Origin of the sequence: Pseudomonas sp. RIT778 (assembly GCF_019718735.1) — a bacterium.
Taxonomy (GTDB): domain Bacteria; phylum Pseudomonadota; class Gammaproteobacteria; order Pseudomonadales; family Pseudomonadaceae; genus Aquipseudomonas; species Aquipseudomonas aphyarum.
The window spans coordinates 1-12148 of sequence record NZ_JAIHBA010000037.1; the positions used below are offsets into that span (position 1 = coordinate 1).

A 12148-nucleotide genomic window follows, 5' to 3' on the forward strand; every position below is an offset into this window, starting at 1 on the left:
TGGCGATGATCATGTGCAGTGGCCGGCGTTGCATGGCCGGATGAGTCAGGCCCAAAGCAGTCAGCAGGTCGGCGGTACCGGCACCGGCACTGAGCACGATGCGCTGGGCGCAGATCTCGCGGCCATCGACTTTCAAGCCAACCAGCACGCCGCTTTCCAGCAGCGGCTCGATGGTCTGGCCGGCCAGCAGACCGTCACCCGACAGGTCGGCCAGACGCTGGATCAGGCTCGGTACATCGATCACCAGTTCGGCGAGGCGGTAGACCTTGCCCTTGAAGCGTTTGTCTTGCAGGGCCGGCGGCAGTTGATCGCCCTTGACCTGATCGACCCGGCCACGCACCGCTTTGCTGGCGAAGAAACTGGTGAGGTTGCCGGCCAGGGTGCCCGGCGACCACAGGTAATGGGCTTCGGACAGCAGGCGCACGCCGCTCAGATCCAGTTCGCCGTTACCGGCCAGGGCTTCACGCCAGCGGCGCGGCATGTCGGCGATGGCTTCCGAGGCGCCGGTCAGCGCACCGTGCAACGCGTACTTGGCGCCGCCGTGAATGATGCCCTGGGACTTCACGCTCTGCCCGCCGCCGAGGCTGGCGCTTTCCACCAGCACGGTCGAGAAACCCTGGCGACGCAGGCGCGCGTTCAGCCAGAGACCGGCGACACCCGCGCCGACAATCAGCACGTCGGTGGAAATTGGAGATGGCATGCAACGACCTCAGTGTTCAAGACGAGGGCGCAGTATACAGACTCGGGGAAAAGGGGATTTGTCGATGATCAACAGAGGGAAGGCATGAGCCCTTGCCGGCACGATTGCCTGCAAGGGCTTAGGTCAGGATTAATGGCCGGCGGTTTTCGAGAACAGCTGAATCACCACCACGCCGAGCACGATCAGCGCCATCCCGAGCATTGCCGGGACATCCAGCTTCTGCCCATAAATGAAAAGCGCCGCGACGCTGACCATCACGATGCCCATGCCGGCCCACACCGCGTAGGCCACGCCCACCGGCACGCTGCGCACCACCAGGGTCAGCATCCAGAACGCGATGGCGTAGCCGACGATGACCAGCACCAGTGGCAATGGCGTGCTGAAACCTTTGACGGCTTTCATCGAAACGGTCGCGATCACTTCGGCACAGATGGCGATGGCCAGGTAGACGTAAGCGTTCATGTTCAAATCCTCGTGTGTAGCGTTGCTTTCTGAGGCGGCATTCTAGTGATTCACCAGATGGGGTAAAGTCATTACCTATCTGTTTACAAGATGGGTTGGCCGATGAGCATGCAGTGGAATCTGGAGCAGTTGCGGGTGTTCGTCGCGGTGGCCGAACAGCGTTCGTTTTCCGCCGTGGCGCGTCAGCAACGCAAGGCGCAGTCGGCGATCAGCAGCGCGATTGCCATGCTCGAGGACGACCTCGGTGTCAGTCTGTTCGAGCGTAGCAGTGGTCGCCAGCCGAGTCTTACCGAAACGGGTGAAGCCTTGCTTGAAGAGGCGCGTGAAGTGTTGCGCCAGTGCGAGCGCCTGAACGGTCGGGCCGTGGCCATGATGCGCGGGCAGGAAGCACAACTGCGGGTGGCCCAGGACGAGGCGATGCCTTATCAGGCGCTGGTGGAAAGCTTCGGCGCACTGGCCGAGCAGTTTCCGAGTCTGGAGGTGCAACTGACCAGCGCCGCCCAGGGTGAAGTCTCGCGCAAACTGGTGGAGCGTCGGGCCGATCTCGGGCTGCTGTTCTATCACGACGAAATCCCCGAAGCGCTGGAGCGTCGGGTGCTGGGCAGCGTGGAAATGGTCACGGTCTGCGGTGTCAATCATCCGCTGGCGGCGCAATCCCGGGTCAACTGCCAGCAGCTTGCTCAGCATCGGCAACTGCTGATGTCGACTCAGACCAGCGTCTATCCCGGCAGCGAACCGGCCAGCCCACAGGTCTGGCGTGCCGACAGTTTCTACGTGATGGCCGAATGGCTGGTGCGTGACCTCGGCTGGGCCTGGCTGCCGCGCCATGTGGTGCAGTATTCGGCGTATCAGGGCCTGATGGTGGAACTCGACAGCGAATGGACGCCGCCGGCGCTGGTGGTGGAGCTGGTCTGGCGCCGCGACGAACCCCTCGGGCCGGCCGCCCGTTGGCTGGCGGAGCGATTTGCCATACACCTGCGGGCGATCGGCGGCAAAAGCCGATAAACTCCGCCGCCATGAATAGAACTCTCTACACCGCGCTGTTTTATCTGGGGCTGCCATTGGTGGCGATTCGGCTGTGGCTGCGTTCGCGCAAGGCGCCGGCGTATGCCAAACGGATTGGCGAACGTTTCTCCTACGGCATGCCGACGCTGCAACCTGGGGGCATCTGGGTTCACGCCGTGTCGGTGGGCGAAAGCATCGCCGCCGCGCCGATGATTCGCGCGCTGCTGCAACGTTATCCACAGCTGCCAATCACCGTGACCTGCATGACGCCGACCGGTTCGGAACGCATTCACGCGCTGTTCGCCAACGAGCCGCGCATCCAGCATTGCTACTTGCCTTACGATTTGCCCTGCGCGGCGGCGCGTTTTCTGGATCGCGTGCAGCCGAAACTGGCGGTGATCATGGAAACCGAACTGTGGCCCAACCACATTCACCAATGCGCCAAACGCGGGATTCCGGTGGCGCTGGCCAACGGGCGCCTATCCGAACGTTCGGCCAAAGGCTATGGCCGATTCAGCAAACTGACCGCGCCGATGCTCGCCGAGATGAGTCTGTTCGCCGTGCAGACCGAGGCCGAAGCCCAGCGCTTCCGCGATCTCGGTGCGCGCCCGGAGACAGTCGAAGTCACCGGCTCGATCAAGTTCGACCTGACCATCGATCCGCAACTGCTGCAACGTGCCCATGAACTGCGCGGCCAATGGCAGGCGCTGGAGCGACCGGTATGGATCGCCGCCAGCACCCATGAAGGCGAAGACGAGGTGGTGCTGAACGCTCACCGTCGTTTGCTGGCCAACCATCCCGATGCGCTGCTGATTCTGGTGCCGCGTCACCCGGAGCGTTTCAACTCGGTGTTCGAGTTGTGCCAGCGTGAAGGTTTTGCCACGGTGCGTCGCTCCACTGGCGCAAGCGTCGATGCACAGACTTCGGTGCTGCTCGGCGACACCATGGGCGAATTGCTGTTTCTCTATGCCCTGGCCGACAGCGCGTTCGTCGGCGGCAGCCTGGTGCCCAACGGCGGCCACAACTTGCTGGAGCCGGCAGCGCTGGCGAAACCGGTGATCAGCGGCCCCCACCTGTTCAACTTCCTCGACATCGCCGCGCAATTGCGCAGCGCCGGGGCGTTGGCCGAGGTCGATGACGCCGAAGGTCTGGCGACAGAAGTTCAGCGTCTGTTCGAACTGCCGCGCGACGCACAGCGTATGGCCGAAGCCGGATTGAGCGTGATGCGCCGCAATCAGGGCGCGTTGCAGCGCTTGCTCGATGGCCTGGGACGGTTGATCGACCGCCCATAAAAAAACGCAGCCTCAGGGCTGCGTTTTTGTTTAAGGCCGGGCCTTGAGCTGGGCTTCGGCAGCCTTGGCCAGATCCGGTGGCAGGAAATCCTTGTCCGGGTTGTAGTCGGCTTTCAGATAACGCGTCAGATCCTGCAAATCACCCGGGTTCAACGTCCCCGCCGCCTGCTTCAGGCGCAGGTTGTCGAGGATGTAGTCGTAGCGGGTGTTGTTGTAGTTGCGCACCGAGGTGTAGAGCTGACGCTGGGCGTCGAGTACGTCGACGATGTTGCGCGTCCCCACCTGATAACCGATTTCCGTGGCTTCCACCGCGCTCTGGTTGGAGATGATCGACTGGCGGCGCGCCTGTACCTGCTCGACGTCGGTGTTCACCGCGCGGTGCAGGTTGCGGGTGTTCTCGACGATCTGCCGGCGCAGGCCTTCACGTTGCTGTTCGGTCTGATCCAGTTGCGCGTATGACTGGCGCACCTGGGAACTGGTCAGCCCGCCGCTGTAGATCGGGATGTTCACCTGCAACGCCAGGGTGCGTTGTTCGACGTTGCCGCCATACGGCGTGCCGAAGGCATTCGGGTTGCTGAAGCCGAACGAATCGTTGTCGCCTTTCTCGTATTTCGCCACGGCGTCGAGGGTCGGCAGGTGGCCGGCCTTGCGTTGTTTCAAGGTCTGTTCGGCGGAGCTGACCGCGTAGTTGCTGGCCAGCAGATTGAGGTTCTGTTTCGCGGCGGTATCGACCCAGGCCTTGGCGTCGTTCGGCGCCGGCGGCAGGATCGGCAACGTGTGGACGATGCCCTGGATCGAGTTGTACTGACGGTTGGTCAGGGTGATCAGCGCTTCGAACGCATCATCGACCTGACGCTGGGCGACGATCCGGTTGGCCCGCGCGGTGTCGTAACTGGCTTGCGATTGCAGCACGTCGGTCTTGTCCGACAGGCCCACATCGAAGCGCTCGTTGGACTGGTCGAGCTGGCGCTTGAACGCGGCTTCCTCGGCCTTGGTCGAGGCCAGGTTGTCCTGGCTGCGCAGCACGTTGAAGTAGCTTTCGGCGGTCTGCAGGATCAGGTTCTGCTCGGTGGCCGAGAGTTGCAGCGCGGCCTGCTCGTTGACGTCCTTGGCGGCCTGGTACTGGAACCAGCGATCGGCGCGGAACAGCGGTTGCGCCAAGGTCGCCTGATACGACTGGGCGCTGCGGTTGGCGACGGCCGACGGCTGATCGATGTCGGTGCGCACATTGGCGACCTGGGCGCCACCGGACAGGTTCGGCAGCAGCCCGGCGCGGGCCTGGGGCACGACTTCTTTCTGCGCGCCGTACTGGGCGCGGGCGGCGGCCAGGTCGGCGTTGTTGTCGACCGCTTCCTGATAGACGCTGACCAGATCAGTCTTGGTCGATAAAGGCGCTTCTGCTGCCCAGACCGTGGCGGTGGACGCACAAGACACGGCAACAGCCAGTGAGAGTTTGCGCAGCATGAGGCGATCCCTAGCATGAATATTATGGAAGTAATCCGGGCGCCAAAGGTAAGGCGCGGCCCATGCAGCGTCAAGGCGCAGCATGGCGTAGCGAGTGTAGTTGCGCAGGCGGCAGGCAACAATCTGCCAATTGCGCCATTCATCATGGTGTTTGCAGCGGTGTTGGCGTTCTTTGCCGGTTGTGTCTAGACTGGCCGGGTTCTTGTCGGGGTGCCTTGCTATGAGGCTGAGATCGAATAATTTCGGATCCCGTTGAACCTGATCAGGTTAGCGCCTGCGTAGGGAACAAGATTTCTCGTCACCCGGCGAGTCCTCTTGTGCTTCGTCCGGGATATTGTTCGACAATCGAACGCTCGACGACGATGCACAGCACCAGTCCTGGTGCGTCCGTGCCTTTCAGGTTCTGCTCCGACAATCCACTGCCTGGATGCTGTCTGGAGAGCCCGTGATGACTACAAAATCTAAAAACGCGATCAACCTGAGTGACTCGGCCAAGGTCGACGAGCAGTCGGTTAAGCCGTTCACCCGTTCGCAAAAAGTCTACGTTCAGGGCTCCCGCCCGGACATCCGCGTGCCGATGCGCGAAATCACCCTCGATGTGACCCCGACCGACTTCGGCGGCGAAATCAACGCGCCGGTCACCGTCTACGACACCTCCGGCCCTTACACCGATCCGAATGTGGTGATCGACGTGCGCAAAGGCTTGGGCGACGTGCGTTCGGCGTGGATCGACGACCGTGGCGACACCGAGCGCCTGCCAGGCCTGAGCTCGAACTTCGGCCAGGAGCGTCTGGCCGATCCGGAGCTGACCAAGCTGCGCTTCGCCCACGTCAACAACCCGCGCCGCGCCAAGGCCGGGGCCAACGTCAGCCAGATGCACTACGCGCGCAAAGGCATCATCACCGCCGAGATGGAATACGTCGCCATCCGCGAAAACATGAAGCTGCAAGAGGCCCGCGCTGCCGGTCTGTTGAAGCAGCAGCACGCCGGCCACAGCTTCGGCGCGAGCATCCCGAAAGAAATCACTCCTGAGTTCGTGCGCGAAGAAATCGCCCGTGGCCGCGCAATCATTCCGGCCAACATCAACCACGTCGAACTGGAGCCGATGATCATCGGCCGTAACTTCCTGGTGAAGATCAACGGCAATATCGGCAACAGCGCGCTGGGTTCGTCCATCGAAGAAGAAGTGGCGAAACTGACCTGGGGCATTCGCTGGGGCTCGGACACCGTGATGGACTTGTCCACCGGCAAACACATCCACGAAACCCGCGAATGGATCATCCGTAACTCGCCAGTGCCGATCGGCACCGTGCCGATTTATCAGGCGCTGGAAAAGGTCAACGGCGTGGCCGAAGACCTGACCTGGGAGCTGTTCCGCGACACGCTGATCGAGCAGGCGGAGCAGGGCGTCGACTACTTCACCATCCACGCCGGCGTGTTGCTGCGCTACGTGCCGCTGACCGCCAAGCGCGTGACCGGCATCGTCTCCCGTGGCGGTTCGATCATGGCCAAGTGGTGCCTGGCGCACCACAAAGAGAACTTCCTCTACACCCACTTCGACGAAATCTGCGAAATCATGAAGGCCTACGACGTCAGCTTCTCGCTGGGCGACGGCCTGCGTCCGGGCTCGATTGCCGACGCCAACGACGAAGCGCAATTCGGCGAACTGGAAACCCTCGGCGAGCTGACCAAGATCGCCTGGAAGCACGACGTGCAATGCATGATCGAAGGCCCGGGCCACGTGCCGATGCAGTTGATCAAAGAGAACATGGACAAGCAGCTGGAGTGCTGCGACGAGGCGCCGTTCTATACCCTCGGCCCGCTGACCACCGACATTGCACCGGGCTACGACCACATCACCTCCGGCATCGGTGCGGCGATGATCGGCTGGTTCGGTTGCGCGATGCTCTGCTACGTGACGCCGAAGGAACACCTGGGTCTGCCGAACAAGGATGACGTGAAGACCGGGATCATCACCTACAAGATCGCCGCTCACGCAGCGGACTTGGCCAAGGGGCATCCGGGCGCGCAGATCCGCGACAACGCCTTGAGCAAGGCGCGGTTCGAATTCCGTTGGGAAGACCAGTTCAACCTCGGTCTGGATCCGGACACCGCCCGTTCGTATCACGATGAAACCCTGCCGAAGGATTCGGCGAAGGTCGCGCATTTCTGTTCGATGTGCGGGCCGAAATTCTGCTCGATGAAGATCACTCAGGAAGTCCGCGAATACGCGGCCAACCAGCGGATCGACGCGGTCGACGTGGACGTCGCCCAGGGCCTGGCGGAACAGGCCGAGCGGTTCAAGAAGGAAGGCAGTCAGCTGTACAAGAAAGTTTGATCCCACACTGATCGTTCCCACGTCTAGGCGTCGAACCGTCCGCACCGATGGTTCCCATGCTCTGCGTGGGAACGCAGCCGTGACGCTCCGCGTCACTGGACGCGGAGCGTCCCTAGAGGCATTCCCACGCAGAGCGTGGGAACGATCAACGGGTCAGCACAACAACAAATGTCCCTCTGAGATAACACCCTTGAGCATTCAACCCGGTACTTATTCCCCCGACCTCGCCGTGCCCGCCAACCAGCGTGTGTTCGGCGGTCGCGATCTGTTTTCCCTGTGGTTTTCCCTCGGCATCGGCCTGATGGTCTTGCAGACCGGTGCATTGCTGGCGCCGGGGCTGGGCCTGTCGGGATCGCTGCTGGCGATCTTCCTCGGCACCCTGGTCGGGGTCCTGTTGCTGGCCGCCGTTGGCGTGATCGGCAGCGACACCGGCCTGTCGTCGATGGCCGCGCTGAAACTCAGCCTCGGCAGTAAAGGCGCGAGCCTGCCGGCGCTGCTCAACCTGCTGCAACTGATCGGTTGGGGTTCGTTCGAAATCATCGTCATGCGCGATGCGGCCAGCCTGCTCGGCACCCGTGCGTTCAGCGAAGGTTCGCTGTGGGCCAGTCCGATGCTGTGGACTTTGTGCTTTGGTGCGCTGGCGACCTTGCTCGCGGTCAGCGGGCCATTGACGTTTGTGCGCAAGATTCTACGCAAGTGGGGCATCTGGCTGATTCTGGCCGCGTGCATCTGGCTGACCTGGAACCTGTTCGCCAAGGCTGACCTCGCCGCCTTGTGGGCACAGGCCGGGGATGGCTCGATGCCGCTCGCCGTGGGCTTCGACATTGCGATTGCGATGCCGCTTTCGTGGCTGCCACTGATCGCCGACTACTCGCGTTTCGGCCAGCGGGCGAAGAACGTATTCGGCGGCACGGCAATCGGTTTCTTCATCGGCAACTTCTGGCTGATGAGCCTCGGCGTGGCCTACACCCTGGCCTTCGCGCCGAGCGGTGAAGTCAACGCGCTGCTGCTGGCGCTGGCCGGCGCAGGTCTGGGCATTCCGCTGTTGCTGATTTTGCTGGACGAGTCGGAAAACGCTTTCGCCGATATTCACTCGGCCGCGGTTTCCAGCGGGATTCTGTTGCGCCTGAAAGTCGAGCATCTGGCGTTGGCCATCGGCGTGATCTGCACCCTGATCGCCTTGCTTGCGCCATTGGCGCAATACCAGAACTTCCTGCTGCTGATCGGTTCGGTGTTTGCGCCGCTGTTCGGCGTGGTGCTGGTGGATCACTTCATCCTGCGCAAGCGCAGTGCCCAAGTGGCGTCGGCCGCATTGCGCTGGCCGGCACTATTGGCCTGGCTGGGTGGTATCAGCACCTATCACTTGCTGGCCAATCTGTATCCGGATGTCGGCGCGACCCTGCCGGCGCTGGTGCTGGCAGGGTTGCTGCAACTCGTGCTTGGCCGGGCTTTCAGTTACGGCCGGGAAACAGCTCGGGCTTGAGAATGCCGTTCAGGCGCGGGTAAGGGATCTTCAGTTCGACGTGGCCCAGCGCATAAGGCGCGATGGTGGTCACGTCGTATTTGAGGATCACGCCGCCGTAGGTCAGCGCCACGTTCGGGGTTTTGACGAACGGCCAGCTCTTCACGAACTCCGGTTCCTGATCGAGCTTGGTGCTGATCAGCCAGCTGTTGTGCGCCACCTGCGCGGCTTTCCAGAACGCCTCTTCCTGACCCGGCAGCAGCATGTCCGACAGGGTCAGCACCTTGTGCTGCTGACGCGAATAGTTGATGAAACCGCGTCCCGGCGTACCGTGGGCACCGCCGGTGTCCAGGTAGCTCGAGGTTTCGATGATCACCAGACCGTCATGCTGCTCGCGTACTTTCGCCTGCAAATAGCTGCTGTTGCGCGGGCCGGCGTTGGCCAGGAACTGCTCGCGATACGCTGCCAGCGTCGGCGCCACCGGCGCGTTCGGTGCGGTGCGGGTCATTTGCAGCAGGCGTTTTTCGATGATGCCGTCCAGCGCCGGTTCTGCCGGGAAGCGCAACGTATCGATGTTCACCAGCGGGCAGTCCGGGTTGGAGCAACCGGGTTTCAGCGTTTCCGAGGCGTCGCGGGTGGTTTCCAGCGGCGTGCGGTAGTTGGGCTGGAACAGACTGGCGCAAGCGCCCAGGGTCAGGGCGATGGCGGCCACGGAGGCGATTTTGAAAAGCGACATGGGCGTCCTTTCTGAAGCAGGGGAAGGCAAAAAGTTACCGCTTCGACTCTCAACGAAGCGGTCAGTTCGCCACTAAGCTAATTAGAGTGGGTTTCGCCTCCACCGTCCATCCCGCTGACAGTAAAGGGGCTGCATCAAACGTCACGGGCGCGTTAGGATGGCGCGAAGTCGAGGTCGCAGGTAAGGCGCCTCGTATTGGATTTGCAGTAAAGAGGATGCTCATGACCGATTTTGCCAAAGCCATTCCGACCGCCGTCGATATCGTGCGACGCGAGCAGTGCTACAAGGGCTTCTACAAGCTCGACCGTCTGCACTTGCGCCACGAACTGTTCGCCGGTGGCATGAGCCGCGAAATCAATCGTGAAGTGTTCGTGCGCCACGATGCGGTGTGCATGCTGCCCTACGATCCGCAGCGCGACGAAGTGGTGCTGATCGAGCAGTTTCGCGTCGGCGCTCTGGGCAAGGCGGACAACCCTTGGCTGGTGGAACTGGTCGCCGGTCTGATCGACAAGGACGAACAGCCGGAAGAAGTTGCTCACCGGGAGGCACAGGAGGAAGCTGGGCTGGACATCAAGGCCCTGTGGCCGATGACCAAATACTTTCCATCGCCGGGCGGCAGCAACGAATTCGTGCATTTGTATCTGGGGCGTTGCAGCACCGAAGGCGCGGGCGGCCTGCATGGGCTGGAGGAAGAAGCTGAAGATATTCGCGTCACGGTCTGGGCTTTTGAAGATGCCTTGCAGGCCGTACGTGACGGACGGATTGCCAATGCGGCGAGCATCATCGCCTTGCAGTGGCTGGCGCTCAATCGCGCCGAAGTGAGGGGGCTATGGTCGTAAACAAGCTGCGCGATCGCTACCGCGTCGACCTCGTGGGCCTGCAAGCCGCCTGCGAGGCGAACTACGCGCGCCTGATGCGACTGTTGCCGGACATGCGCAGCGACCCGGAGGCACGGCGCATCGCCGTGACCCAGGGCGACCAGATGCTCGGCGTGCTGACCCTGGAAGTGCTGCAGGCCTGTCCGTACACCACGACCCTGCAAGTGCGTCAGGAACACAGCCTGCCGTGGCTGCCGGTGCCGCAACTGGAAGTGCAGGTCTATCACGACGCGCGCATGGCCGAGGTGATCAGCGCCGAGCATGCGCGACGTTTTCGCGGCGTCTATCCTTACCCGAATGCGGCCATGCATCAGCCGGACGAAAAGGCCCAGCTCAATCTGTTCCTGGGCGAATGGCTGAGTCATTGCCTGGCGTGCGGACACGAATACGCGGCGGTCCGATAACCGCCGCAAGTTGTGAACTGCGTCCGGTTCGCCGGTTTCTCTTTGCGCTGTCCCCCCGCATAATTGCCGCACCTATCCAGTCCCGCGATCCCGGGGGAGAACGCCTTGCCGAGCGTATCGACTTTGACCACCGCCGACACGGCGTTGCTGGTGCAACTCTCTGACAGTCATCTGTTCGCCGAGGCGGACGGAACGCTGCTGGGCATGAACACCCGCGAGAGCCTGCAAAAAGTCATCGAGCTGGTGCTCGAACAGCAACCGCGGATCGACCTGATCGTTGCCAGCGGCGACCTGTCCCAGGACGGTACGCTGGAGTCCTACCAGCAATTCCGGCAGATGACGGCACAGATCGATGCGCCGGCCCGCTGGATCCCCGGTAACCACGACGAACCGCAGATCATGGCTCAGGCGACTGTGAAGAGCGCGCTGCTGGAGTCCGTGGTGGATGTCGGCAACTGGCGCGTGACCCTGCTCGATTCGGCGGTGCCCGGATCGGTGCCGGGGTATTTGCAGGATGACCAACTGCAATTGCTCGCCCGCTCCCTGAGCGAAGCGCCGGATCGCCATCATCTGGTGTGCTTCCACCATCATCCCGTGTCGATCGGTTGCGCCTGGATGGAGCCGATCGGCTTGCGCAATCCCGAGGCGTTTTTCGAAGTGCTCGACCGTTTCCCGCAGGCCCGTGCGGTGCTGTGGGGACATGTCCATCAGGAGATCGACCGCGAACGCAACGGCGTAAGGCTGATGGCGTCGCCGTCGACCTGCATTCAGTTCGAGCCAGGCAGCGAAGACTTCAAGGTCGGCGAACAGGCACCGGGGTATCGCTGGTTGCGATTGCTGCCGGATGGGCGGATCGAGACCGGTGTAGAGCGTGTCACGGGTTTCGATTTTCAGGTTGATTACGGCTCCGACGGTTACTGATTTCTTCGTCCGTGCGGGTTCACCTCAGGTGCGGATCAATCGAAGCACTTGCGTCACGAGACCGGCTGCATATCGTTGGGCTCGAATGCGCTGCTCTGAAGTTTCCTCATCGTTGCCGTAGATGAACTGGCCATACAGCACCGGGCCGGTCAAAAGGTATCCTTCCACACCATTTCCTTCCGCAAATTTTCTTTGCAGAGCGTCCAGGCCTGCTTCCAGAGCATCAGCATGTTTGCCACTTTGGAGCTTGATCAGGAACTGATCGGATATGTATTGCGCAGGGCCGGCGTATTGCATGACGTGAATCAGATCGCCTGCGTCCTTGGGTTCTCCACGGCTGTCGAATGCAAGCGCCTTGAGGATGATGAACGCTACCAGATCCGCATACCGGACATCTTCAATCGCAATGCCTTTGCCATCCAGCAGCGTTGCGGTCACGCGTTTTTCTTCGAACCAGTCATGAGTGATTTCCGCATGCTCTATAGC

11 protein-coding genes, 1 pseudogene and 1 riboswitch are annotated in these 12148 nt (G+C 62.0%); of the genes and pseudogenes, 7 read left to right on the top strand and 5 right to left on the bottom strand.

Annotated elements, in window-relative coordinates; genetic code table 11:
• The coding region (locus K5E37_RS24190) for an FAD-binding oxidoreductase (protein ID WP_221535363.1) at positions 1–700 on the bottom strand (700 nt) is incomplete at its 3' end.
• A gap of 129 nt (positions 701–829) precedes the next feature.
• Positions 830–1162: a multidrug efflux SMR transporter gene (locus tag K5E37_RS24195; RefSeq protein ID WP_085608473.1), complete on the bottom strand. Its 333-nt coding sequence runs from the start codon at positions 1160–1162 to the stop codon at positions 830–832.
• 102 nt (positions 1163–1264) lie between these two features.
• Here K5E37_RS24195 and K5E37_RS24200 point away from each other — a divergent pair, with 102 nt between their 5' ends.
• Both K5E37_RS24200 and waaA read left to right on the top strand, forming a co-directional pair.
• Complete coding sequence (locus K5E37_RS24200) at positions 1265–2167, top strand: LysR family transcriptional regulator (RefSeq protein WP_007952236.1); 903 nt, start codon at positions 1265–1267, stop codon at positions 2165–2167.
• 11 nt (positions 2168–2178) lie between these two features.
• Positions 2179–3459: a lipid IV(A) 3-deoxy-D-manno-octulosonic acid transferase gene (gene waaA / locus K5E37_RS24205; RefSeq protein ID WP_221535364.1), complete on the top strand. Its 1281-nt coding sequence runs from the start codon at positions 2179–2181 to the stop codon at positions 3457–3459.
• A gap of 30 nt (positions 3460–3489) precedes the next feature.
• Here the strand turns inward: waaA and K5E37_RS24210 are convergent, their stop codons facing one another.
• Positions 3490–4923, bottom strand: a complete 1434-nt coding sequence (locus tag K5E37_RS24210) for a TolC family outer membrane protein (protein WP_085608475.1) — start codon at positions 4921–4923, stop codon at positions 3490–3492.
• 196 nt (positions 4924–5119) lie between these two features.
• Positions 5120–5225: riboswitch (TPP riboswitch) on the top strand.
• 146 nt (positions 5226–5371) lie between these two features.
• On the opposite strand from K5E37_RS24210, the gene thiC reads away from it, so the two are divergent.
• Together thiC and cytX are read left to right on the top strand one after the other, a co-directional pair.
• Positions 5372–7261, top strand: coding sequence for a phosphomethylpyrimidine synthase ThiC (gene thiC / locus K5E37_RS24215; RefSeq protein ID WP_085608476.1), 1890 nt, complete (start codon positions 5372–5374; stop codon positions 7259–7261).
• Between the two features lie 190 nt (positions 7262–7451).
• Positions 7452–8744 (top strand): putative hydroxymethylpyrimidine transporter CytX, encoded by a 1293-nt coding sequence (gene cytX, locus K5E37_RS24220; protein ID WP_221535365.1) that lies wholly within the window; start codon positions 7452–7454, stop codon positions 8742–8744.
• Here the strand turns inward: cytX and K5E37_RS24225 are convergent.
• Complete coding sequence (locus K5E37_RS24225) at positions 8713–9459, bottom strand: RsiV family protein (RefSeq protein ID WP_085608478.1); 747 nt, start codon at positions 9457–9459, stop codon at positions 8713–8715. The genes cytX and K5E37_RS24225 overlap by 32 nt on opposite strands.
• Before the next feature lie 221 nt (positions 9460–9680).
• Between K5E37_RS24225 and K5E37_RS24230 the strand changes: the two genes are divergently transcribed.
• The 3 genes from K5E37_RS24230 to cpdA all read left to right on the top strand — a co-directional run bounded on the left by K5E37_RS24230 (position 9681) and on the right by cpdA (position 11662).
• A complete protein-coding gene (locus K5E37_RS24230; RefSeq protein WP_007952223.1) occupies positions 9681–10298 on the top strand; it encodes an NUDIX domain-containing protein in 618 nt (205 codons plus the stop codon).
• The gene (locus K5E37_RS24235) at positions 10289–10741 is read left to right on the top strand and encodes a DUF1249 domain-containing protein (RefSeq protein ID WP_007952222.1); all 453 of its coding nucleotides are present in this window, start codon (positions 10289–10291) and stop codon (positions 10739–10741) included. The genes K5E37_RS24230 and K5E37_RS24235 overlap by 10 nt, the downstream gene beginning before the upstream one ends.
• Positions 10742–10846: 105 nt before the next feature.
• The gene (cpdA, locus tag K5E37_RS24240; protein ID WP_085608479.1) at positions 10847–11662 is read left to right on the top strand and encodes a 3',5'-cyclic-AMP phosphodiesterase; all 816 of its coding nucleotides are present in this window, start codon (positions 10847–10849) and stop codon (positions 11660–11662) included.
• Between the two features lie 24 nt (positions 11663–11686).
• Here cpdA and K5E37_RS24245 read toward each other — a convergent pair.
• A pseudogene (locus tag K5E37_RS24245) lies at positions 11687–12148 on the bottom strand (hypothetical protein); the annotation flags it as partial.